The sequence below is a fragment of the Gillisella terrae genome (assembly GCF_004801395.1).
GTDB classification, from domain to species: Bacteria; Pseudomonadota; Alphaproteobacteria; order Rhizobiales; family Rhizobiaceae; genus Allorhizobium; species Allorhizobium terrae.
Genome location: NZ_SSOA01000006.1, coordinates 1 through 22,717 on the forward strand (window position 1 = coordinate 1; position 22,717 = coordinate 22,717).

The 22,717-nt window shown below is 53.7% G+C and carries 19 protein-coding genes, 1 tRNA gene and 2 rRNA genes; 14 read left to right on the forward strand and 8 right to left on the reverse strand.

Translation table 11 applies throughout. The features are described from left to right. The 3 genes from E6C51_RS12510 to E6C51_RS12520 form a co-directional block, all read left to right on the forward strand. Positions 1-105, forward strand: a 23S ribosomal RNA gene (locus E6C51_RS12510); the annotation flags it as partial. Between the two features lie 105 nt (positions 106-210). Next, positions 211-325: ribosomal RNA gene (gene rrf / locus E6C51_RS12515) — 5S ribosomal RNA — on the forward strand. Positions 326-536: 211 nt separating this feature from the next. Further along, positions 537-613, forward strand: a tRNA-Met gene (locus E6C51_RS12520). A 316-nt stretch (positions 614-929) separates the two neighbouring features. Here the strand turns inward: E6C51_RS12520 and E6C51_RS12525 are convergent. The 6 genes from E6C51_RS12525 to E6C51_RS12550 all read right to left on the reverse strand — a co-directional run bounded on the left by E6C51_RS12525 (position 930) and on the right by E6C51_RS12550 (position 8,121). Continuing rightward, a complete protein-coding gene (locus E6C51_RS12525) occupies positions 930-1,994 on the reverse strand; it encodes a branched-chain amino acid aminotransferase (RefSeq protein WP_190236202.1) in 1,065 nt (354 codons plus the stop codon). A 17-nt stretch (positions 1,995-2,011) separates the two neighbouring features. Then, entirely contained in the window at positions 2,012-3,862 is a 1,851-nt protein-coding gene (locus E6C51_RS12530) for an FAD/NAD(P)-binding protein (RefSeq protein ID WP_190236203.1), read from the reverse strand. Further along, a complete protein-coding gene (locus tag E6C51_RS12535) occupies positions 3,859-5,289 on the reverse strand; it encodes a KamA family radical SAM protein (protein ID WP_190236204.1) in 1,431 nt (476 codons plus the stop codon). The genes E6C51_RS12530 and E6C51_RS12535 overlap by 4 nt, the downstream gene beginning before the upstream one ends. 86 nt (positions 5,290-5,375) lie before the next feature. Beyond that, positions 5,376-6,515, reverse strand: a complete 1,140-nt coding sequence (locus tag E6C51_RS12540) for an NAD(P)/FAD-dependent oxidoreductase (protein ID WP_190236205.1) — start codon at positions 6,513-6,515, stop codon at positions 5,376-5,378. After that, positions 6,512-7,375, reverse strand: a complete 864-nt coding sequence (locus tag E6C51_RS12545) for an N-acyl homoserine lactonase family protein (RefSeq protein WP_190236206.1) — start codon at positions 7,373-7,375, stop codon at positions 6,512-6,514. Before E6C51_RS12545 ends, E6C51_RS12540 begins: the two co-directional genes overlap by 4 nt. Then, on the reverse strand, positions 7,375-8,121 hold the full coding sequence (locus tag E6C51_RS12550; RefSeq protein ID WP_190236207.1) for a TauD/TfdA family dioxygenase: 747 nt from the start codon (positions 8,119-8,121) through the stop codon (positions 7,375-7,377). The genes E6C51_RS12545 and E6C51_RS12550 overlap by 1 nt, the downstream gene beginning before the upstream one ends. 586 nt (positions 8,122-8,707) lie before the next feature. Here E6C51_RS12550 and E6C51_RS12555 point away from each other — a divergent pair. Next, the gene (locus E6C51_RS12555) at positions 8,708-9,361 is read left to right on the forward strand and encodes a glutathione S-transferase family protein (protein WP_146937951.1); all 654 of its coding nucleotides are present in this window, start codon (positions 8,708-8,710) and stop codon (positions 9,359-9,361) included. Between the two features lie 81 nt (positions 9,362-9,442). On the opposite strand, the gene E6C51_RS12560 is transcribed toward E6C51_RS12555, so the two are convergent. Together E6C51_RS12560 and E6C51_RS12565 are read right to left on the reverse strand one after the other, a co-directional pair. Beyond that, the gene (locus E6C51_RS12560) at positions 9,443-10,171 is read right to left on the reverse strand and encodes a GntR family transcriptional regulator (protein WP_146937953.1); all 729 of its coding nucleotides are present in this window, start codon (positions 10,169-10,171) and stop codon (positions 9,443-9,445) included. Positions 10,172-10,704: 533 nt separating this feature from the next. After that, a complete protein-coding gene (locus E6C51_RS12565) occupies positions 10,705-11,556 on the reverse strand; it encodes a LysR family transcriptional regulator (RefSeq protein WP_146937955.1) in 852 nt (283 codons plus the stop codon). Between the two features lie 136 nt (positions 11,557-11,692). Here E6C51_RS12565 and E6C51_RS12570 point away from each other — a divergent pair, with 136 nt between their 5' ends. From E6C51_RS12570 to E6C51_RS12615, 10 genes are all read left to right on the forward strand, one after another. Beyond that, on the forward strand, positions 11,693-12,802 hold the full coding sequence (locus E6C51_RS12570) for an MFS transporter (RefSeq protein ID WP_210235001.1): 1,110 nt from the start codon (positions 11,693-11,695) through the stop codon (positions 12,800-12,802). 8 nt (positions 12,803-12,810) lie between these two features. Beyond that, positions 12,811-14,076 (forward strand): ATP-grasp domain-containing protein, encoded by a 1,266-nt coding sequence (locus E6C51_RS12575; protein WP_190236208.1) that lies wholly within the window; start codon positions 12,811-12,813, stop codon positions 14,074-14,076. Between the two features lie 9 nt (positions 14,077-14,085). Next, positions 14,086-14,568: a cupin domain-containing protein gene (locus E6C51_RS12580; protein WP_146937959.1), complete on the forward strand. Its 483-nt coding sequence runs from the start codon at positions 14,086-14,088 to the stop codon at positions 14,566-14,568. Positions 14,569-15,087: 519 nt separating this feature from the next. Then, positions 15,088-15,939 carry a helix-turn-helix transcriptional regulator gene (locus E6C51_RS12585; protein ID WP_190236209.1) on the forward strand — a complete coding sequence of 284 codons (852 nt, stop codon included), beginning with the start codon at positions 15,088-15,090 and terminating at the stop codon, positions 15,937-15,939. Between the two features lie 576 nt (positions 15,940-16,515). Beyond that, positions 16,516-17,532: a 3-oxoacyl-ACP synthase III family protein gene (locus E6C51_RS12590; RefSeq protein ID WP_190236210.1), complete on the forward strand. Its 1,017-nt coding sequence runs from the start codon at positions 16,516-16,518 to the stop codon at positions 17,530-17,532. After that, a complete protein-coding gene (locus tag E6C51_RS12595; RefSeq protein WP_190236211.1) occupies positions 17,529-19,418 on the forward strand; it encodes an HAD-IIIC family phosphatase in 1,890 nt (629 codons plus the stop codon). Before E6C51_RS12590 ends, E6C51_RS12595 begins: the two co-directional genes overlap by 4 nt. Continuing rightward, on the forward strand, positions 19,408-19,644 hold the full coding sequence (locus E6C51_RS12600; RefSeq protein ID WP_146937967.1) for an acyl carrier protein: 237 nt from the start codon (positions 19,408-19,410) through the stop codon (positions 19,642-19,644). Before E6C51_RS12595 ends, E6C51_RS12600 begins: the two co-directional genes overlap by 11 nt. Then, on the forward strand, positions 19,641-20,414 hold the full coding sequence (locus tag E6C51_RS12605; protein WP_230987262.1) for a 2-oxo acid dehydrogenase subunit E2: 774 nt from the start codon (positions 19,641-19,643) through the stop codon (positions 20,412-20,414). Before E6C51_RS12600 ends, E6C51_RS12605 begins: the two co-directional genes overlap by 4 nt. Further along, positions 20,411-21,640, forward strand: coding sequence for an FAD-dependent monooxygenase (locus tag E6C51_RS12610; RefSeq protein ID WP_190236212.1), 1,230 nt, complete (start codon positions 20,411-20,413; stop codon positions 21,638-21,640). Before E6C51_RS12605 ends, E6C51_RS12610 begins: the two co-directional genes overlap by 4 nt. After that, the gene (locus E6C51_RS12615) at positions 21,624-22,712 is read left to right on the forward strand and encodes an alpha/beta hydrolase (RefSeq protein WP_190236213.1); all 1,089 of its coding nucleotides are present in this window, start codon (positions 21,624-21,626) and stop codon (positions 22,710-22,712) included. The genes E6C51_RS12610 and E6C51_RS12615 overlap by 17 nt, the downstream gene beginning before the upstream one ends. Positions 22,713-22,717 lie beyond the last annotated feature (5 nt).

Genomic DNA, 22,717 nt, shown 5'->3' on the forward strand with positions numbered 1-22,717 from the left:
ATTCCCTATCAGAGCCGTGGAAGACGACCACGTTGATAGGACGGGTGTGGAAGTGCAGCAATGCATGAAGCTTACCGTTACTAATAGCTCGATCGGCTTAATTGTTCTCATTGATTATGCTCATCAAAAATGAGCCATCTCTTCTGAAAACATCCAGAAGACAAAACGTGTTACAAAATCCAGCTTCTCATCAACATTGCCCTTAGCCGACCTGGTGGTCATGGCGGGGCGGCTGCACCCGTTCCCATTCCGAACACGGCCGTGAAACGCCCCTGCGCCAATGGTACTTCGTCTTAAGACGCGGGAGAGTAGGTCGCTGCCAGGTCTGCTAAAGGCAATGTTGATATCAAATCAATCAATCCTTCTCACACAAACATTGGCCTCGCCGAAAACTCAATGGGTCGCTCAAGCGGCCCTTTTGCATTCAAGCATAACGCGGGGTGGAGCAGCCCCGTCCGATCACAGGAAGCATCGCTTCCGAGAACGGACAAAACAAATAAACGACCGGGCTTCCGCCCAACGTCAGATAACAATAACGCGGGGTGGAGCAGCCCGGTAGCTCGTCAGGCTCATAACCTGAAGGCCGCAGGTTCAAATCCTGCCCCCGCAACCAAATATCACAAAAAACCCCGTAGCCAACCCTGCGGGGTTTTTCGATTCTTGGGCGACGGTACATACAGGCGGAGCGGCTTCGCACCGCAATACAACGCGAACGTGCACAATACAGCAATCCGACACGTCTTGAGCGAAGTCAAAACTGGATAAAACCTGCGGGCAAGGTCATGCCGAAGCATCATCTCAATCGGATGAAGGGTATGGGCGAATGAGTGCTTGTCAGTAAGCGTCGGTATTATCCGCAGATTCAGAGTGTTACAGCACCTTTTGTGCGCCATATTTGGTGAGAGACGCTTTAACATTGCCTGTATTTGTCACGTCGGCAGGACTGTCATCCAACCCGCCTGATCCTCACACATGCCACGTTGCACATCGCGAATATATTGGGAGAGACGGCCGGCCAGAGTTTGTCTGAAAGGCTCCTGCGGCAATACATACTCTGTTCCACGCCAGGAGAGGCTGGCCACAGGGGCGATGTGGGTGGCGGTTCCAGTCATAAACACCTCTGCAATGTCATCTTTTTCAATTGCTTTCACCAACGCTGAAATTGAGATTTCCTGCTCTTCAATATCCAACTTCCAGAGGCGGGCTTGCTGAAGCACAGCGTCGCGTGTGACCCCCGCAAGGATTCGGCCATTCAGCGGTGGCGTCAATAATGTTCCGGCTCGGGTCAGCACAAAAAAATTGGTAATTCCAGCCTCCTCAATCCAGTCCTGATGTACGGGATCGAGCCATAGAACATTATCGAAGCCAGCGGCGCGGGCTGCATCGAGAGCAAGGATGGTTCGGGCGTAATTACCAGCCGTTTTGGCGTCGCCTCCGCCTCGTTGAGAACTTCTGGAAAAATCCTCCGTCACGGTGAGGCGCATTCCCGGATTTCCGGGCTGGTAAAGATCATCCACCGGTGTGGCAATGGTGAAGAATAGATAGCTTGCCGAACGCCTGACACCGAAGGCAGCCTCATCACCGATCAGCACCGGACGGAGATAAAGGGAGCCCGTTTCGCTTTGCGGAATCAGATGCTTCTCCTTGAGGACAAGCTGGCTTATTGCATCGAGAAAAAGCGTGCACGGCATTTGGGCCATGGCCATGCGTGCCGCTGATGTGCGAAATCGCTCCGCGTTTTTCTCCGGTCGGAAAAGGCCAATCGAGCCATCTTTCCGGGCAAAAGCCTTCATACCTTCATAGATAGATTGCCCATAATGCAGCACGAGCGCGCAAGGGTCGAGTTGGAAGCTCTGATAGGGAATGATCTCTGGCGTGTCCCAACCATGCTCTGCATTGTAGCGGCACACAGCCATGTGGCCCGCGATATATTTTCCGAACCCGAGCGGAGCTGAAAGGCGAGGGTTCTGTTGACTGTCGAGGATGTTTATCATCAGGCGTTTTCCTCCACCTATGTCGTTTGAATGCTGTGCTCCGGTTCGCTCAAAAGCGTTTCAAGCAGGTCATCGACCAGGATTTTCGCGTCCTGTAACTGTGTTGAAGGCCGTCCGGGGCGTGGCAAAGCGTGGGTGTGGAAGCGCGCTCCCTCCGTGACATAGCCGATAGCCCAGGCATTCGGGCTTGGTGTGCCATTCTGTCTGAGCAGACGCAGACTTCTATTCACATCCAGTCCGTAGGGTTGATAATCGCCATTGCGAAAGGGCCGAGCGAGATCATGGGCGATCAGGCTGCGGGAGAAACCGCGTTTATCCTGCATGGGTCGGTGGCCCGATACACGGGCGATGATCAGCACATCTGCTTTTGTGCGCGTCAAACCTTTAGAAAATGGCGTGGAAATGGTGAAGCATCCGTGGGTTTCATCAAGCTCCACTTTGGCTCCGGGACCGCCAGCCCAATCGATAATACCGGCATCAATCAAGGCCAGCAGTTCGGCATTGCGGATCAGCGGAGGCCCAAAGGTGACACGATTGGTCATGGCAATGAATTGCTCGACCAGATAGGCGTGAGAATGTGGCAGCAATCCACCGAATTCGATTGCAGCACTCAGGCCAGCCCGTAGATCTCGGATGGTGTCCGTTGCCGCCTTGAGCGGCGACGACAGATTGCCTTTCAGCGCTTCCTTCAGATCCTCACGCATATGGGCGATGATGTCGCGGCGAAAGCTGGCAAGATCAGGTTTTTCCAGCAGATGTCGAGGAAACAGGATGCGGTCTATAATCGCATTTTCCTCATCTGTGGGCTGAAATCCATCCACGTCTGGCTCCATGCCAAGCTTTGCAGAACGGTAGCCGAAGGCCATATCCTTGCGCAGCAGCGGCATGATGTCCTGTTCGAAATCCAGCCTGGAATCTCCTGTTTCATTGCGCCGTTTATGCCGGGCGACCTCCACAGCTTGTTTGGTCAGGAACCGTGCCACATGGCCACCATCAACGCCCTTCTGGTTGATGCCGCGAGCATTGTAAGGCAGCGATTGCCGAGAAAAGAGCCGGATCTTGGGCTCCTGTCCGCAAGGGTGATAACGAAGGTCCGCTGCCGTTCCGGTGAAACGGCCGCCGCGCCCTAATGTCAGTTCCGTAATGACGTCATAGGCCGTCAGGCCAAGTCCCTGAAGGGCAACCGTTGTGCCGGGATCAATGGTGGCAAGCTGGCCTGTCGGGTAAACGCAGGGGAAATAGGCAAGTCTTGGATTTTTGTCGCGCTGCGTGTTCACAAAATCCAGACGCTTTTGATCCTCAATCCCCGGCATTGTCTCGCAATGGCCGGTGGCAACGATCAGACCATCGAAGGCAAGCTGGCTGCCATTTTCCAAAACAACGGCTTTGCCCCCCTTGGCGATCTCCATGGCCAGTTGCCGATGCTCCACCACTTTCAGTCTTGCAGGAGCCTGCTCGACAATCCGGCGAAAGGAGAACGCCAGATACTCTCCGAGCATGGCGCGTGGCAGATAATCCAGATCGCCTATGGGATCTCCTTCATCGGGGCCCGCCTTCTCATAGGACATGCCCATGCGGCGATAGCCTTGCGCCCGCGCCCATTCGGTAAAGGATGGGCCTGATGGGCCGGAGCGCGGATCCTCTGGATTGATGCTGGAAAAGCTGGTGACTTGCGATGCGAGCGTATTGGTCAGCAGCAACCGGGACTGGTCCGGCGGATGCGCGCCCGCCCCTGCCACGCCGGGATCAACAAGATGGACTGTGATTGCGGGCAGATGTGGATTTTCTTTGATTTTCCAGCAGAGACGCTCAATGACGTTAAGCGCGCGTGGCCCGGCACCAATGATGACGATGGACAGATTTCTCATGCACCCATTCCTAACAGAGGTTGGCCCATCAGAGGCTGGCTCTGGCCGTGCATGTCCGAGGCGGCGTCCGTCAGTTTTCGATAGTCTTCGTGAAAAAAGAACTCGTTTTCCGAGCCGGAAGGCTGGAGGTCATCCAACCAGCGGGCATTTTGCGAATATTTCGCCAGAAACGGGCGGTTGAGCCATTCCTTTTTGCGGGCCTGAAGGAAGGAAAGGACAAAGTGCTCGCTCCCGCCATGGGTCAGCCTGCCCAGCACATGCACCTTGCCGGGGCCAGCACTCATCACCGGGCCGCGGGCCGTTCTGCAAATGCCCGATACGGCGGCGTGAGCCTCCTGATAGATGGACAGGGCGCGATCAACGTCAATGCCGAAATAGTGGTGAGCGCCGGTATCGCGCTCCATGAAGGCGTAATAGGGAATGATGCCCATGGCCACTTGATCCTTCCACATCCGGCTCCAGATTGCGGCGTCATCATTGATATGGCGAAGAATGGGGCTTTGGCTGCGCAGAACAGCACCGGCCTTGCGCAATGCGGCAATGGCCTGCTGCACCGGCTCTGGCTGCAATTCCCGCCAATGATTGACATGAACCATAATCGCCACATGCTTGCCAGCGTTGGTGAGGCGCGTGATCAGGTCCAGCAGGGCAGGGGCGTCTTTGTCGTGCAGGAAACGATGCGGATGATAGGTCAGCGCCTTGGTTCCCAGCCGGATATTACGGATATGATCAAATTCAGGCGCAAGGAGCGGTTCCAGATAGACGCTCAGGCGTCGCGTGGTCATCACCATGGGGTCACCACCGGTCATCAGGATGTCGCTGATTTCGGGTTTGGCCCGCAGGTAGCTCAACATCTGGGCTGCCTCATCCGCTTCGAATTTCTCAGCACCTGTCTGCACGAATTGCGGCCAGCGGAAGCAAAAGGTGCAATAGGAATGACAGGTCTGACCCTGCTTGGCAAAAAACAGCGCGGTTTCGTGATATTTATGCTGGACCCCCTCCACATGCTGCCCCTCAAACATCGGAATATTGATGAGCTGGTTTGAGCTGTGCGGGTTCATGCTGTTGCGGATGCGCAGAACTTCAGCAGCTATGGCATCATCGTCGCCGCTGTTTTGCAAGCGGGTCAGGATAGCCAGATCATCCGGCAGCAACATGTCTGGATGGGGAAAAACCAGCCGGAACATCGGGTCGTTCTCGGCATTGTCCCAATCGATGAGGTGCTCCAGCACATAGCTATTGACCTTGAAAGGAAAAACCAGCGCGGCAAGACGAATGCCTGCCACCAGTTCCGGCGCAAGCCGTTCGAGTTGCGGTACATGATCGAGGCGGTGATTGGCGTAGTAGATGATTTTTCCGGCATCGCCAGCGCTTTTGATCGGCAGGGTCGGGGCTGCTGCAATTGGATTGCGGGCTGTGGTGTCCATGCTCGTCGCCTTTCATGATAAGGGTCGCCAGGCCCGATACGGCCAGCAACAGAATTTTTGAAACAGGATGGAATTGCGGTATTATATTACCGTATTTCTCGCATGAGCCCTTCTGCTGCCAGTTGCTCGGCCACAGAGTGAGCAAGGGCGAGGCAGCAGGTCATGCCGGGGCTTTCGATCCCAAAGAGATTGACCAATCCCTCCAGGCCATGGGTTGCCGCCGTCTGGATGATCCAGTCTTGCGGGTCGCCGGGCTTGCCGATCTTGCAACGAATGCCAGAATAAGCAGGCATCAGACGTCCCTCCTTCAGTCCGGGCCAGAATGTGCGAATGGAGGAGTAGAAGGCATCTGCCCGCTGGGGATCGACATCGTAGGAAATGCGATCCACCATTTCGACATCCGGGCCAAACTTGGCTTGGCCATCCAGATCCAGCGTCAGATGAACACCGAGGCCGATGGGTCCGGGCAGCGGATAGATCAGATGCGAGAATGGCGTGCCGCCCTGGCAGGTGAAGAAATTGCCCCGCGCCAGATAGCTTTCCGGGATCAGATTTGAGGGCATATCCTCAATCCGCGCCGCGAGTTGAGGTGCTTCGATGCCGGCGCTATTGATCAGCACGCGGCAGCCAAGGCGCGTCAGGCTTCCGCCGCTGTCCACCGTCAGCGACCAATGCCCCTTGTGTCTGGAAAGGTTAAGAACCCGGCTGGACAAGGCAAAGGTTGCACCATGCGAGGCGGCGTCAAGTTCCAGCGCCTGAAGCAGGGCCATCACATCAATGACACCCGTGGAGGGTGACCAGAGGCCTGCCGCACCGGTCAGCTCTGGCTCCATCCGGCGCAGTTCTGCTCCGGTGAGCATGTCAACATCCGTGATGCCGCAGGCCTGCGCGCGTGCCTGCATGGTTTGCAGTTTTGCTGTTTCACGGTCTTCGGTGGCGACAACGATCTTGCCGACGCGCTTGTGTGGAATATTGCGCTGCTCGGCAAAACGATAGAGTTGCTGCTTGCCCTCGTGGCATAGTTTGGCCTTGAGACTGTTTTCCGAATAATAGAAACCGGCATGTATCACACCGCTGTTGCGGCTGGATTGATGCTGTCCCGCTGCCTTTTCCTGATCCAGTACCAGCACATCAAGGCCCCGGCTGGCCAGTTCGCGGGCAATCGCCACGCCGATAACGCCAGCACCGACAATGACGGTGTCGATGAAATAATCGTCTCCGCTCATGCTGGAACCTTTCTCGCCGCAAATTGCTGGCGGATCAGCACAGCCGGATCGATGAGAGGTTCTTGGTGCAGCAGCGCAATACTCTCAAAATCGGCATGGGCTGGAAAAACCGACATGATCAATGGGTCATGTCCCGGAATGACATGGGCGAGGGATCCGCCCGCAAGCCGGTGGATGATATCGAAGGCCTCCAGCGCTTGCGGAAAGCTGTCGAGGATCGGAAACGGGCTTTTGTTTGCAAAATTTGCATAAAAATGGGCTGCATCCGAGGCCAAAACAATCTGGCCCCGTTGGGTGTTGATATTCACCGTCATGCTGCCGGGCGTATGTCCGCCCACCTTGCTGACGCTGATGCCGGGAAACAGGATGGCATCGCCCTTCAGCAAAGCCACGCGCCCTTCGAAAAGCGGCACCAGAAAGGCCTGAACATCTTCGCGGTTGTAGATTTTGCTCACGCCGCGGTGAAGCATGGCACGTCCCGTGCAAAAGGCCAATTCATCCGCCTGCACATGAAAGCGGGCATTGGGAAAAAGCCCGATATTGCCGGCATGATCCCAATGAAGATGGGTCATGATAACATCGGTTACATCTTCGGCCGCAATGCCAAGATCAGCCAGATGACGCTCCACAGGACGCAGCATCCTTCGGCCCCGACGCTCAGACGCCTCTTGATTGAAACAGGTATCCACCACGATAAGGCGGCCATTTCCCTCGATGATCCAGAAAATATAATCCTGAGGCATGGGCAGGTCCGCATCCGCGGGCATACTGTCAAAGAAAAAATTCGTGCCGACTGTGCGTTGCGGATCGGCTGCAACCCGCAACGAAAGCACCCTGTATTGAGGAGCGATCATATCCATCAAGCAATCCAGTAACGGGTGAGATGGCGGGCGGAATCGGCATAGTCACCGCGACCGTGGATCAGGCGGTGGTTGTTCCACACCATCATGCAACCATCGGGGATCAGCACCGGAGTGAGGTTGTTGGCAAACCACGCTTCGCCCTGCTCGGCGATGCGGGCAAGCGGTGCATCCTTGAGGCGATCGGCATTGGCCACATCCGTTGCGCTCGGATTGACGTTGCCGTAGCGGAAAAGATTGTAGCTGAACCTCATAACCGCCTGGCCGTTTTGCTCCTCCCGGATCTTGGCCGAAAACGTCTTGTGATCGCCCTCGCCAGGCTTTGAAGCCGCTACGAATTGAATCTGGTTTTCATCTGCCCAGATGCGCAGATCGGCATCGAGAACATGATCATAAAATCTAACGCCATCGGCCAGCAGGGTCTGCCCCTTGCCGCAGCGTGCCTGACGGTGGCAATAAAGGGCGAGATATTTCGGCGGAGGCTGGTAACCGGGAGCCTCCGTATGCGCACCCAAACCATTCATGCTCTGGCTGTAGGGGGCGTCATCAAAACCCGCCTTGTAGGTCACATCAAAGGTGAGCTGGCCATTATATTGCGGCAAAAGCTTTCCAAGTCGGCTCAACGTATCGGCAGGATCGTTGGCGATGGCATCTGGACGAAGGATGGACCAGCCACGCTCCTCCAACTCTGGAAGGAATGTCTCAAACGAGCGGATTTCAAAGTTCTGTTCAGCAATATTTGACATTTTTTCCCCGAAGCAAAGGCATGCGCAGCAAAGCGGATGGCGCGTTGCAATCACGACATGCGAAAAAAGATTGAGCCGGGATGAATTACAGCGATCACTCCCGGCAAATGATCGAGTGCGGTGTCTTTTACAAAACAAACAACCGGAAAGTGAAGATTTAATATTTTGAAATACTTGAATATATATTAGAAAATATATTATTTTTTCTTGTTTAATGTTATGAAGTACTTAAATTAACTTAAGGTGTTATGTTTGCAGAATAATTCTGGTTGCTCTTGGCGTGGCGCCCTCAGATCATGCCGAAGTGCTGGTTGCACCGCTTGTGATTTTGTGATGTCTTGCATCAGATTTATCTGAAAATCGGTTCCCACCTTCCGGTCCGATGCTCTAACACTATGGAAAAAGACGATAATCTTGACCGGTCGATAGGGGGCGGCTTGAGTGTCGCCACCTTGTTTGATGCATTTGAGATATTTGCAATGTCTTCAAGGTGAGGATGCTCTCGCATCTTCGAGCCTTGGTATTAGAAGCCGCAACAACACCTCTCAATATGCAGACTGGTCAATTTAAATACTGGAGATAATTGATGAGCCGTTTTGAAAACCTGACCCTTTGGTATTGGCCAACTGCCTGTTCGTTGGCTTGCCATATTGTGCTTGAAGAAACCGGCCTGCCCTATAAGGAAATCAAGGTGGACTTTGCCTCTGGTGCCCAGCGTCAGCCCGACTACCTCAGCATAAATCCAAAAGGGCGGGTTCCCGCATTACAGGTTGCTGACGGTATCCTCACTGAGACACCAGCCATTTTGACCTATCTGGCACCGGCTTTTCGCGCAGCTCTTGGTCAGGCCGAATCTGACGCTCTGCAATCCGCCCGCGAACTGGAGTTCATGTGCTGGCTCGCTTCCACCGTGCATGTCGCCTTTGCGCATATCAGCCGTGCAGAGCGATATGCGACATCTCCCGAGGCGCAGGCGGATGTGAAACGAAAAGGGGCTGAAAGTTGCAGGCCGCTTTGGCAAGAGATCGAGGCGAAATTGCAAGGTCGTGAGTGGGCCATGGGCGAGCGCTACAGCGTTCTCGATCCCTATTTGCAAGTGTTCTGGAACTGGGGCAAAGGCGAGCGGCTCGGCTATGACATGGAGGCAGACTTTCCGGTCTGGACTGCCCATGCGCGCCGCCTTTGCAGCCGCCCTGCCGTCAGCAGGGTCTATGCACGCGCAGGGCTTGTTGCCCCCTGATCCGCTGGCCTCTCTTTTGAGAGTTTGTCAGGGAAAAGTGGAATCCGGTTTTCCCGAATAGACCAACAAAAACAAGGGAATCTAGGGAAAAGCTGGTTTCTGGTGTGCGGCCACCGTGCTTAGACCCGCCGAATGCGGGAATGGCGACGGATTGGCCCCCGCCATAACCAGTTTCAACTGCATCTGGTGGATAAGCTCCGGTAGCCGGGCTTGCAAAGCTTCGTGTTGTTGCTGCAAGCGCAGGCTCGCTTCATCTCTGTCACCTTTCTGAAGGCATGAGCGAAGGTCAGCCAGAGATTTCGTCCATTCCGTGCGCCGTGCAGCATTTTCAAGATCGATTGATCGGATGCACCGCGTAAGGTCAAGATGGCGCGTAATCTCCGGCACCAGCAATATGTTGTGTGACATGGCGGCAATCGACAGATAGAGGCAATTGGCCTCAATCGTTATCGGATGGCAGGCCCTATCGTTTTGCGGTGCAGGGCCAGGCTCTTTCCAGCTCTGCGCACGAGGAGAGCTTTGCAAGGCGTGTTGCAGCAGCAGAAAAAGAAGGTCCAGCCTGCACCGAACTTCATCGACCGTGACATGCCGTGCGAAATACCCGCGGTTGGGAATATTATCGATCAGCCCTTCGCCCGCCAGCCGCGCCAACACTTCCCGTACTGGTGTGGTGCTGGCCGAAAAGCGTGTTGCTATCTCTTCTATGTTGAGTTGCTGAAAGGGCCAGAACCGATAAGTGAGGCACATTTCTCGCAGCGAGGGATATAATTTTTCACGTTTTTCAATGGGTCGGGCAAAAGTCAGAGACACTGGATCCTCTTGAAATTCATAGAGATAAAATCATGGGCGCGCATGGCGTGTCGGTGCGCCAAACATGACGCACAAAGGAGGCTGTAGCGCTTTAAATCGGCTGCATAATTCCCCAGATACATGCTGATTTAAGGACTTATGCAGGAGAGCCTGGTTCCACATTCAGTTCTTTTGCGTTCATTGTTAGCAGTGCTGATGGCGCTAATTCCTCCAGTTTTACTCAGTTAAGGGCTGAAGAAAAATCAAGTTGAATTTCAGTAAGTGCAAATTTTACTGCTTTCGTGCCGTATAATTTTTCTCATTTTTTAATTTATATTTTTATTGTTTGAATAAAAATTAAAAAATAATACTTTCTGTGATTTTAAAATTTCATAAAAATAAATATTTTATAACCATTTATAATTTTTATTATTAAATATAGTCATTATTCTTGGAATTATTTCGGAATCGGCAATATGTTTTTTCATCTCACAGATGACATGTCGGTGAGATTGGATTTCGGATATGCTACAGCAGGAGACAATGGGCTCTGTTCAATCGCCCAACACGCTGACGGCGGATTTGATGATATCCAATCCCTGACGGGCGCGATGGGATCCGATCTGTGAGAAAAGAACGATGTCGCGCTCAGGAAGCGCTGGCAATCCGAGGCTCTCGCCGACCTCGGTGAGATCCTCTTGCGTGGCACTGAAGCTGAGGGCCGCCACCCCAAAGCCGGCAAGAATAGCGGAGCGCAAACTGGCCGCAGAGACACCAATGAAAGATTCTCGCCAGGCAATATTGGCCTCATCCAGCGCCGCAATCGCCATGGCTCGCATGTTGCAGCCGGGTGGATGGGTAACAAGTGGAACTGGGCCGTCCGTGAGGCGTCGTAATTTCACATCACCAAACCAACCAAACCGTGCAGTGCCAATCGTCTCTCCATGGCGCCGTGTGGCGCTGTGCCGAAGCAGGAAAACGGCATCCAGGTCGCCTTCATCATAACGTGCCATCAGGCCTTGTGAGCCATCAATGCTAAGGCTTACGAGAAGTTCCGGGTCCTTGTGCGTGAGATGGCAGAGGATGTGTGAAACGTCCGGTCCGACCAGATGATGGCTGATGCCGACCTTCACATGGGGACGTTCCACTGAAAATACGGCTGTTGCCTTGTGGTGTGCCTCCAGAAAGTCGCGGGCGGGCTGTAGAAAAGCCTCTCCCGCCGATGACAACTTGATTGATCGGGTGGAGCGCTCAATCAACCGCGTTCCCAATTGCTCCTCCAATCTGCGAAGACGGGCACTGACCGCCGATTGGGTGCTGTTCAGAATGTAGGCAGCCTTCGTAAAACTCTTCTGTTCGCTAACAAGAACGAAGGTGAGGACTGCCTCGGTATCGAGAATGAGCATTGCCGTTTATTCCTGAATGACATCACTGAAATCAGCTGCAGCTGGTTTGCAAACCTCCGGCCACGTTGCAAGAAATACATATGTAACACAAGAGACGCTGACTTCCAGTACGGGCGAGGTCGGCAGAAGGCAGCACGTGACTGAAATTCTCAAAACCACACCTCTTCCTCAGGTTGGCGAATACGGTGCCAGCCGTAACATTCATCTGGTTGTTATTCGCGTCATCACCGCTGTCACATTGTTTGCGGTTCTGGGCGAGGCCAATGTCTGGCTCGACACGACAACCAACACAATTCTGGCTCTGGGCTATCGTTTCGGACTGGTCCTCTTGCCTCTTACCATGTCGCTTGTCGGTGCACGGTCGCTGGTTGTGGCGCTTGCCTTTATGGCGGCGGGTGCGGGCCTCTTGTCAACCAGCGGAGGTCTGGCCTCCTCAATCGCGGCCGCTTGCCTGTTTTCCTATGGCGCAGCGGTTAGTGGCTATCTTATCAAGAATGTTGCTGCCCAGTCAAAGAGGGGCGCTGCCAATAACCGAGTTGCCATGAATGTCGGATCGCTGGTCGCAGGCGTCGTGGTCATGCTGCCGTTTCTCACATCTGTCAGCTTCTTCTGGGGCGCGGCTGGGCTGGTGGCTATCTGTATGATGATTGCCGTGCCGCGCCCGGTGGACACCAGCACGGTCCATGTGAAGATTTTTCAAGGCCAGCATCCTGCTACACTCCTGGCCTGGGTTCTGGTGGGGACGGCGATGGGCATGATGCTGTTCAGCATTTTTTCTGTGCTGCCGCAAACCATCCTGAAGTCCGGGCAGGCGCTGCCCGCCTGGTACGGCTCAATGATCATTCTCAACAGTGTGGTTGTGGTGCTGATGCAGGTTCCAAGCCTCAAACTGATCGAAATGTTGGGACGTTATCGTATGCCCGGTATTTTTGCTTTCATTCTCATGGGCTTTACGCTGCTGGCATTTCCCGATCTTTTCTATGTGCATACAGTGATTGGAGCCACGATCTGGGTTGTGCTGGTGTCAATTGCGGAATGTGCCTTCGGCCATATTGATTATTATTCCGTGAAGCAGAAAACCATGTTCATCAAGGAAATCTGCATCGGCCTTGGAGCTGGCTTGACTGTTGTGCTCATGCGTACTGTTCCGTTCCCTTACAGCGCCATGGTTGTCGGTGCACTGGGAATTTCCTTCACTCTTTCGTGGTGGCTGCTGACCCATCGTCATCTGCGAGAATTCGATTGAGCGCGCCCATGAAAGTCTTCGTCGTTGTTGGATATAACAATACCCGCGTCTATGATGTGATACGTTTGCGCGACTTGGCAAGGCGTCACTATCAGGCGGGTCTGTTGCTGGTCGCGGAAGCGGCGAGCGCTCTGGACTCACAGGCGGCTGATGACATAATCATCACATCGCTGGCTGAAAGCATGTTGAATCAGAGCTTTCAACTGGTGACGGAACGTCTTTATCTCAAAAATTTCCATCCCATCGGGATATTGCCCTTTTCCGACCGAGGCATTCTTCTGGGTGCGCGTCTGGCCAACGCCTATGGATTGCCCGGTCCTTCGCCGAGGGAAGCGCGAATTGGCGTGGACAAAGAAGTCTTCCGCACGATCGATCGAATTGCCGAACATTCCTCCAATTATCGCTCCATCGGATTTCGCCGCATCAAGACCTATGACGAGTTTCTTGCTTGCACAGAGGAAATGGGAGGAAAGGCTTTCGTCAAGCCAGCAGGCGAAGGTGCCAGCCGAGGCTGCTTCGTTGTGGAGGATTTAGCCCATTGTGCGGAAATCTGGCCGCAAATCCAGCGCTATGCAAAGGATGGTCTGATTGTCGAGGAGCTGGTTCAGGACGCAAGAGAATATAGCTGGGACTATGTTGCCGGAACCTCATGGATTACCGAGAAAGAGACGACTCAAGATATTTATCGCGCAGAAATTCAGCAAATCGTGCCTGCCCGCCTTGATGCTGCGCAAGAAAAGGCAATCCATGAGGCGGGCTGCCACATGCGGCGGCTATCCGCCACCAATCACGGCGCGTTTCATAATGAGGTATTTCTTCGACAAGATGGCACAACAGCGGCCGTTGAGGTCAATATGCGACCTGGGGGCATGCATATCTGGGACTTGGCCTGTTTGTCCTTCGCCAGTTTCGACCCTTGGATTCTATGGCTGGAGTGGGCAAGTGGGAAACGCTGGATGGAGACAGAAGCCTGCACGCGCAAGCTCTACAGCGGAATCCGTATGCTCAAGGCTCCCAAAAGTGGAAAGGTTAGCGCGCTACCTGACATCAATCATTGTTTTGGTACAAGCACCGTCCACGAAATCTCTTTCTCCATCCAGGAAGGCTCAACTGTGAGCCACCATATCACCGATAATCACGCTTTTATCGGCCATATGATCTTCAGCAATTCCGATTATGACAGCCTCAAAACTGATCTGCGCGCGGCTGCGCAATATTTTGAAGACAAAATTGAGTTTGAAAAACAACAATCCTTTTCTCCGGAAAATGCTTGAGAGTGAGCCATGAACTATATTGATGGAACTGTGAGTAGCTACACGGCGATGAAAGTCAGCCTGACAAATATCATGCAGAAGTCGCCCAAGGTCTGGAGCGCTGACAGGCTTAATGTGCTGAAAGAAAACCTTCGTCATACCTCGGAAGATGCATTGGGCCTGACGCATGGATCAGCCAGTCATGATTCAGAGCTCTTCAATGGTATGGCGCTGGAATATCAATGGATTCGCAGTCGTGAAAGCATGGACATGCATTCACATGCCTGGTGGCACCTGTTCTTCGTGATTTCCGGTCAGGTCTTTCTTTTGCTCGAAAAAGAAGTCGAAAAGCTCTTGGGACCAGGAGATACCGCCTTCATTCCGCCAGGAGCGGCTCATGGATTTCGCAACGAGGACCCTGACAGCGATGTGGTGATGTATAGCCTGACCAACAAGGCCGAGCTGGCGCAGATAGGTCAATTTATAACGCCGAAAACGGTGACTGTGGAATGAGCCTTGCCCAGCGACAAACCTGCAATCGAGCACCTGTGAATAGCCGTAAGCCATACCAGCAACGCTTTGTGAAAAATGATAAAACCCGAAAATCATTGGAGGTCTTTATGATTTTCGCTGCGACAACAAATAGGCGGCCAAGCTTGGTTATGAGTGCGCCGACGCCATCAGTTGGATCGATGCACGATTGCGCCTCTCACCGTGTACCGCACAAAAAAACGGGCTGTAGATCGATAACTATGGTGCAATTTTCTAAAAGCCGATTCCGAGTTCAGAGAAAACGCCAAGGTTGAGTCATCACAAAAATGTATGTTGTTAATTGTGTAAATCCATGCTTAAATATATCTAGAGAATTAATATAGTAAATTATAAATATTGAATACGTATATCGACGTTGTGTAACGATTTAAATTACCTAGTTGTGTTGTATTTATATATAAACTGTTTCTATGACGTAATTATATTATTTTAATTTAAATTGTTTATATTTTATATGGAGAATCTTGCGCGGAGTATGAGATGCATCACGAAATTTTTGTAAAAGATGTTGTTGACAGATTTACAGCCAGAACTCTTGAATCGTCTACATTGTCTGATCTGAAAGAGATCCTTAATGATGTGATGGTCTCCTTGGGGTATCGCTTTTTTGGTTATTGTATTGTTGAACACACTGCCCTTTGCGGCGGGGCTGTCAAACAGCCTGCTCATGCTATCTGTAACTTTCCGACAGAGTGGTTAGAACAATATTACAGCAATAACTATTTTAAGGATGACAAGGTGTTTGAGCTTTGTCGTTCCAGAAAGACTCCATTTCATTGGCGTGCGGAACTTAAACGCTCAGAAATGACTGCGATACAACAACGTATCATGGATCATGCAACGCGTTCTGGACTCGTGGATGGATACACCATGCCACTCATTTCCCGAGATGGTGAGATTGCCATTATGACGGGGATTCCCGACCCTAAGAGGTATGATCCGGAGAGGCAAAGGTACAATGAAAGCCTATTGTACATTTTGGCCCATTTTTTTCATGCTCACGCGTTGCGTCTGGTGATGGAGGCGGAGTTGGCCAGCACGGTGGTTGGCCGTCGGCGCGCGTTTCTATCGGGCCGGGAGCGAGAGTCTGTCTTTTGGATTTCGCGCGGAAAATCCTCTTGGGAAGTTGCACAGATCTTGGGAATATCTGAAAAATCCGTCGAATGTTATATGGATTCCGTCAAGCGAAAGCTTGAGGCTTCGAACAGAACCCAAGCCGTCGTCAAAGCGCTTCTTTTGGGTCTGATTGATAGCAATCATGAAACATCGGGCTGTCATGAGCAAGGCGGTCCTTCCGTGGATATGCGTATGGAGTCTGCCGTTATTTCTTGATTGTCTTACGCGGGAAAATATTTTGACACGAGATCGACTGTATAATTCCTTAAATCGGCATCGGTTTAAGGAATTATACAGTGGCTTGCGATCCATAAATGGCCGGGATCGTTTCGTTTCCTTGCGCATTACACAGTATTGGGTCGAAAGCAGAATTGGTGTTCGACAGGACATTCTGCAAATGCCTCAACGGCTCCATAAAAATGAGCCTTCTTCACATTTTTCCGTAAGCTGATGCAGTAGATTTCGGCATAATTCCTTAAATCTGAATCGATTTGAGGAATTATGCAGCAGATTTAAAGTGCTACAGCGTCCTTTGTTCGCGATATTTGGTGAGAGGTGCCGCAGAGACTGTCTTTGCAAAAAGACGGACTCCAAACTTACCGTTTTGGTTGTGTTCAAGCTTATGACAATATTAGGCTGTATTAATAATTCGGTATTTCCCCTAGGTTGTATTTTTGAATGGTTCCCGCAAGATCGTCTCCAACGACTGAGCAGGGTTTGACCGGATAAATCGGTCTTGCCTGCATCGCGGCACAAGCGCCCTAAACGTGTATCGAGACAAAGGAGGTCCTTTTGAGGATCGTTGCCTTAAGCGAAGTTTTGCCCGGAGAGCCGGTGACCAATCGCGATCTTGCAGAGAAGTTTGGCCTGCACGAACAGTGGCTTGACAGTATGACTGGCAACAGAAGCCGCTATTTTTGCCGTCTGGATACGGCCCGGGATGTGCCGAAAAGCACGGGCGATCTGGCCTATGAGGCAGCACGAAAGGCAATGGCCGATGCAGGCGTTGAACCCGAGGATATCGAGTTTTTGATCCTGACCACGGCATCGCCGGATCACCTCATGCCCGCCACGGTCAACCTTGTTGCTGACCGGCTGGGCATCAACAATATCCCGACCTTACAATTGACTTCCGGTTGTGCCGGTGCCCTTCAAGGGCTGTTCACGGCAAAGGCATTGTTGGCAAGCGGTTATCGGCAGGGGCTGGTGATTGGTGCTGATACCTGCCTGAAAATGTGGCCCTCTGCCAAGGATTCACGGCAGATGAAGCCTGCCGAAATGGTGAATTTTGCCTTGTTTGGCGATGGCGGCGGCGCAGCTGTGGTCTCCGCCGACAAAGACGGCCCCGGACTTGTTGTCGAGCATCTGTTTTTGCGCGGCATCGGGCTTGGGCGCAAGCCTGCACAAATTGTCAAATGGTTCGGTGCCGAAGGAGCTATCGGCGGCGAAGCCATGGGTGAGGAGGATTACAAGGCGATCGAGCGCCATGTTCCAGACATCGCCCGTCAGATCCTTGATGAACTCGTCAAAACCCAAGCCTGGGAGCTGGCTGAGGTCGAACATGTCCTGACACCGCAGCTGAACGGTGTGATGACCGAAAAAATCCGTGAAGGCCTCGGCGTTCGCCCTGATCAGGCGGTCAATTGTGTGGCTGAGACAGGCAATAACGGCAATGCCTTGCCCTTCATTCAGCTCCGTCGACTGATGGAAAAGATCAAGGCCGGTTCCGGTCAAAAGGGCCGGGTGCTGGTCGCAACCGTTGAGTCATCGAAATGGATCATGGCCGGAATGGCATTGAGGCACGCATGACAAACGCAGCTGAAAAAACCATATACCGCAGTCCCATGGCTGAGCTGCGCGCTCTGAAGCGGCAGGACTTGGCAGGATCAATCGGCAGGGTGCGCGCCATTCTCGCGGGCTTTTCCGATCCTCTGGACCTTGATGCTGCTGGTGCGTTGCTGTCCGGGCAGCAGGAGCAGTCCACGCTGGCAGGCATTGCGGGTCTTCGCAGTCAGAGATTGGCGGTTTTGGGCAGTTCTACGCTCGATACCTTACCCAACCTCTTGGCAGCCCTGCTGCTACGGGATGGCGTCGTGGCGCAAACGCGCCTTGCGGGCTTCAACCAGTGGCGGTTCGAGGTCTTGTCGGGCGGAGCGCTTTTGCGCGATCACAAACCGCAAGTGACCCTCTGCCTTCTCGACGATGAAGCAGTGTTTGCCGATATTGGCGATGCCCTTGATATGAGTGAGGTTGAGGCGCGGCTTGCACGTTTTGCCGGCGAGCTGCGTGACTGGGCTTCGGCTTGCCGCTCTCTGAGCGGTGGCCGGGTGGTTTTAACCACCATTCCGCTGTCGCCCCTTCGTCTTGCACGGCTGATCGACTACCGTAACCGGGCGCGGCTGGCATCGGCATGGAGTGCGATGAATGCAGCCATTCTGGCGCTGTCTGCTGAGGAGGATGGGCCACTTGTGCTCTCATTGGCCGAAACGGTGTCGGTTGCGGGGGCAAGCCCATTCGCCAGTCACCGCCTGCATCATGTGGCAGGTCAGGCCTATTGCGCTGACTTTTTGAAATGTGTTGCGCAAGAGCTGGCAACCGTTGTGAAAGCCAATCTGGGGCTTGCCAAAAAGTGCCTTGTGCTTGATCTCGATAACACCCTGTGGGGCGGTGTCGTTGGCGATGTCGGCACCGCAGGTCTGGAGATTGGCGGCTCCTATCCCGGATCGGCGCATCTTGAGCTGCAAGCGCTGGCGCGGGACTATATGCGGCAGGGCGTATTGCTAACCGTTTGTTCGAAAAACGATGATGCCAACGCCCGTGATGCTTTGGCCAACCACCCAGAAATGCTGTTGCGACCAGATGATTTTACCGTCGTGACCGCCAATTGGCAGCCGAAGGCCGAAAACATCCGCACTCAGGCCAAGACCATCAACATCGGGCTCGATGCCATGGTGTTTGTCGATGATCACCCGCTCGAGCGCGATGCCGTTCAATCCTTCTTGCCTGACGTGACTGTGGTCGATGTGCCTGACGATCCGGCAGGCTATGCGGCCACACTTGCCGCTGGCAACTATTTCAATCTGCTGGAACTGACAGAAGAAGATCGGCAACGGGTGGCCATGTATCGCGCAGAAGCCGCGCGCACGGAGCTGCAATCCGAGAGCCTGTCCATGGACAGCTATCTCGCTGGCTTGCAGTCGCGATTGACGATTGAACCCCTGAATGAGCTGAACAAAGGCCGCATCGTTCAGCTGTTTGCCAAAACCAACCAGTTCAACCTGACGGGCCGACGCTTTACCGCTGATGACATTATTGCCGCAGAACTCTCTGTGTTCGCAGCAAGACTGTCGGATCGGTTTGGAGACAGCGGGCTGATTGCGGCGCTGGCAATTTCCAAGGCTGAGGACGGCAGCGCCATCGTTGAAAACGCCGTCATGAGCTGCCGGGTTTTTTCACGCGGGGTTGAGACGCTGCTCTTCGCCCTGCTTTTGAAAGCGGCGCGGGCCCAAGGCCTGCCTTCTGTGACCGGGCGCTTCGTCAAAACCGCGAAGAACAGCCAATTTGCCGAATTCTATTCAAACCTGGGTTTCACAGCAGAGGGCGAGGACGGCTTCCGTCATTTGCTCCAGAGCCTGCCGGAGACACCAGACTATCTTGAAATCACCGAAGGTGCGGAGGTGTTCCATGGCATATGAAGCCGTAGTTGTCGGCGTTATCGCCGAATTGCTGGATCTGGATGAGGATCAACTGGGGCCAGACACGGTGCTTGCGGGGGTCGAGGGCTGGGATTCCGTCAATGCCCTGCGGGTGTTGGTTTTTTTGGAGCGCGAAACCGCTCAGCCTGTTGATTATCAACTGTTCATGGCCGCTGAAAAGGTTGCGGACATCGTGAAGGCCATCAAAACGCCAGCGGTGACATGATGAATGCAATCATCCATCATTTCCCCAAAGAACGCGGGCACACTTACGCCTTCCTCAAGGACGCGCGAAACACCGCCCATATCTACCTTCTGGCGGATGTGGATGCCAGCGCAATAAAAGCCGCCCGGCTGGCTATAGACGGCGTGAATGGTAGCAAAATCAGCTACGTCAGCTTTATCATCAAGGCCGCAGCGCAGGTGATTGCCACCACAAAAGAAGCGCGCATGGTGCTGAAGGACGGACTTTCTCCAAAGCTTGTGACCACGCCAAATGTCACCGCCAAGGTCTTGTTCGACAAACACATCGGTCACACCCGATGCGTGGTTTCAGGCACGGTCAATGATCCCGATCTTGCCAGTTTGCGCGAAATTCAGGCCTCCGTTGATCTTCATAAGGCCGCCTCGGTGGGACCATCAGGGCCATTTGCTGCCCTGTCCAAACTGCATCGGCTGCCATTGCCGCTGATGCGGCTGGCCTACAATCTCGTGCTTGGCAAGCCGCTGAAACGGGCAGCACTTCAAGGCAATTTCTCTGTGACCTCGGTGGGGCAGGAAGAGGTGAGCGCCATCCTGCCGATGATTGCCGGCACGATCGGCCTGGGTGTCGGACGGATTACTGAGAAGCCGGTTGTTGTTGATGGCCAAATCGTTGTGCGGCCTCAGTTCACACTGTCACTGACCTTTGATCACAGGGTGCTTGATGGCGCTCTGGCCGCCGAAATTCTCGGAAGCATCAAGAAACGTCTTGAAAACTGGGAGATAGAACAATGAGCGATAGATATGAAACCGATGTTCTCGTGGTGGGGTCGGGGCCAGCCGGTGCGTTGATTGCCAATCTTCTGGTGCGGCGTGGTGTGAATGTTCTGCTGGCCGAAAAGGGCAGCGATATCGAGCGTAACTTTCGTGGCGAAACCATTGCCGCCCGTTCGGTGTTGACCTTGAGGGAGTTGGGCTTTGGGCCGAAGCTTGCCAGCCACGGCTTTGTCGAGCTGGAAGGAATTTCCTTCTGGGAAAAGGGCAAGAACATCATGTCGATGGATTATCGCAGATTTCCGATCGATGCCTTGCCCATTGATATCCCGCAGCCCGCCATGATTGGCGCGTTCAATGACAGTTCTGCGGCCTACCCCAATTTCAAACTGTTGATGGGATATCAGTTCACGTCCCTGATTGAAGAGGGTGACGCGATCAAGGGCGCAAGACTGGAAGGTCCGGATGGTCAGATCCTTGAGGTTCGCTCGCGGTTGGTGATTGCGGCGGATGGCCGGTTTTCATTGGTGCGAAAAGCCTCTGGCCTCAAGGTGAAAATCACCCCGATGGAGCGGGATTTCGTCTGGTTCAAGTTTCCGCGCCCGTCCGGCTGGGCGCATGAATCGCAGCTTGTGGTCAAGAAGGACCGCCATCTTGTGATTCTGCCGACCTTCCCCGATCTTTTGCGCATTGGCTATAATTTGCCCAAGAAGGGCTTTGGCGATGCGCGCAAACAGGGGATCGCAGCCTTCCGGGACAGTATTTCTGATCTGGATCCGCGCCTCAAGGATCTTGTCAATCAACATATCCAGTCGTGGAATGATACTTCGTTTCTGGAAATCTTCACCGCCGAGGTTGATCAATGGTCACGCGATGGCTTGCTGCTGATTGGTGATGCCTCTCACACGGCCACACCCATTCTCGGGCAGGGGGTCAATCTTGCCCTTCAGGATACCATCTATTTTGCGCCAGTTATCGAGGAGGCGTTGAAAAACAGCACAGGTCCGCTTCCCTCCACGGCGCTGGAGCCGACCGCAAATGTGCGGCGTGCCCATAAGGCCATGGTGACCAAATTCCAGCGGCTTCAGGAGGCCAATCTTGCTCAGAGCTCGGCCCTTGGCACGATGATGCGCCGGGCGCGGATGCGGCTTCTCAATCTGAACCCCGCAAAATATCGGTTGATGGATAAGGTCATGAATGCCCCTCACAACATGCCAATGGAGGCCCTCCATGGCAGAGTTGCCTGAAGCCAAACAGTTTGTTGGTCTGCACGCCCGGCATATGGGCTTTACGCCAGCCTTTATCGATGATGTGCTTGGGCGCATCAAGACCCTGGATGGGGAAGGCGCTGGATCATGGGTCGATGAATGGTCGGCCAAGGCGAAGGCCGAGGCTGATGCGGGCGAGCACCTCAAGGCGGCCAACCTCTATAATCTCGCCCGGTTTCCGGCTGCTGATAATGATGCCAAGCGCCTGGCTGGCAAAGCGTGCAGCGAAAATTTTGCGGTCTGGATGAAAGCTGCAAATGTCGGCGAGCGCCGCAAGATCAACGTTGGCAATGCCGCCCTGACAATTCTGTTTTCCCCCGCAAAGAAAAAGCAGGCACCTCTGGTGATCCTGATGGGCGGAATTGTTTCGCTCAAGGAGCAGTGGGGCAGCTTTCTCAAACTTGGCCGTAAAATCGGGGCCGCCGTTGCCATCGCGGATTTTCCCGGCATGGGCGAAAATACCCTCACCTATGATCGATCCGCAGCCGATCTCTATGGGGCCATCATGGCGGCGGTTGCGGGTGAATGCGATATTTCGCGCACGCTGGTGGTGGCACCAAGCTTTGGTGGCTATCTGGCGGTATTACACAGTCTGAAGAACCCACGCATTCAGGGTGTTGTTACGGTTGGCGCGCCGCTGCGCAGTTTCTTTCTCGATCCGGTGGCAAAGGCAGGTATGCCCGCCATTTCACGGTTTGCTCTGTCCATCGCTCTCGGCTGTGAGAAAGAGAAGGTCGATGATGCCTTGTCGGCACTGGCCTTGAGCACCGGCGAATTGAAGTCGGTTTCTGTTCCGCTGCACTACGTTGCGGCCCTTGAAGATGAAATTATCCCATCGTCCGAGTGGACCGATGCGCAGCAACTGGTTCCGCAATTTCATCTGCATGCTTTCAAGGATGTGCATGGCGCGCCCAATCATTTGATCGAGACCCGTCTTCTCATCCTGTCCATCCTGCTCCAGCACACGGGGCGGGCGATTTTAAGCCGTTTCATCACACAGATTTTGCGGTTCCGGTTGCGCTTTGCCGCCCCCCGCCTTCGTCCTTCCTGAGGTCT

What these genes read in the sequence shown, in the direction of transcription:
- E6C51_RS12580 (WP_146937959.1), top strand. Translation starts at nt 14,086, where the DNA reads ATGAACTATATTGATGGAACTGTGAGTAGCTACACGGCGATGAAAGTC.
- E6C51_RS12555 (WP_146937951.1), top strand. Translation starts at nt 8,708, where the DNA reads ATGAGCCGTTTTGAAAACCTGACCCTTTGGTATTGGCCAACTGCCTGT.
- E6C51_RS12540 (WP_190236205.1), bottom strand. Translation starts at nt 6,515, where the DNA reads ATGAGCGGAGACGATTATTTCATCGACACCGTCATTGTCGGTGCTGGC.
- E6C51_RS12545 (WP_190236206.1), bottom strand. Translation starts at nt 7,375, where the DNA reads ATGGATATGATCGCTCCTCAATACAGGGTGCTTTCGTTGCGGGTTGCA.
- E6C51_RS12575 (WP_190236208.1), top strand. Translation starts at nt 12,811, where the DNA reads ATGAAAGTCTTCGTCGTTGTTGGATATAACAATACCCGCGTCTATGAT.
- E6C51_RS12565 (WP_146937955.1), bottom strand. Translation starts at nt 11,556, where the DNA reads ATGCTCATTCTCGATACCGAGGCAGTCCTCACCTTCGTTCTTGTTAGC.
- E6C51_RS12535 (WP_190236204.1), bottom strand. Translation starts at nt 5,289, where the DNA reads ATGGACACCACAGCCCGCAATCCAATTGCAGCAGCCCCGACCCTGCCG.
- E6C51_RS12585 (WP_190236209.1), top strand. Translation starts at nt 15,088, where the DNA reads ATGCATCACGAAATTTTTGTAAAAGATGTTGTTGACAGATTTACAGCC.
- E6C51_RS12525 (WP_190236202.1), bottom strand. Translation starts at nt 1,994, where the DNA reads ATGATAAACATCCTCGACAGTCAACAGAACCCTCGCCTTTCAGCTCCG.
- E6C51_RS12550 (WP_190236207.1), bottom strand. Translation starts at nt 8,121, where the DNA reads ATGTCAAATATTGCTGAACAGAACTTTGAAATCCGCTCGTTTGAGACA.
- E6C51_RS12530 (WP_190236203.1), bottom strand. Translation starts at nt 3,862, where the DNA reads ATGAGAAATCTGTCCATCGTCATCATTGGTGCCGGGCCACGCGCGCTT.
- E6C51_RS12610 (WP_190236212.1), top strand. Translation starts at nt 20,411, where the DNA reads ATGAGCGATAGATATGAAACCGATGTTCTCGTGGTGGGGTCGGGGCCA.
- E6C51_RS12615 (WP_190236213.1), top strand. Translation starts at nt 21,624, where the DNA reads ATGGCAGAGTTGCCTGAAGCCAAACAGTTTGTTGGTCTGCACGCCCGG.
- E6C51_RS12600 (WP_146937967.1), top strand. Translation starts at nt 19,408, where the DNA reads ATGGCATATGAAGCCGTAGTTGTCGGCGTTATCGCCGAATTGCTGGAT.
- E6C51_RS12605 (WP_230987262.1), top strand. Translation starts at nt 19,641, where the DNA reads ATGATGAATGCAATCATCCATCATTTCCCCAAAGAACGCGGGCACACT.
- E6C51_RS12595 (WP_190236211.1), top strand. Translation starts at nt 17,529, where the DNA reads ATGACAAACGCAGCTGAAAAAACCATATACCGCAGTCCCATGGCTGAG.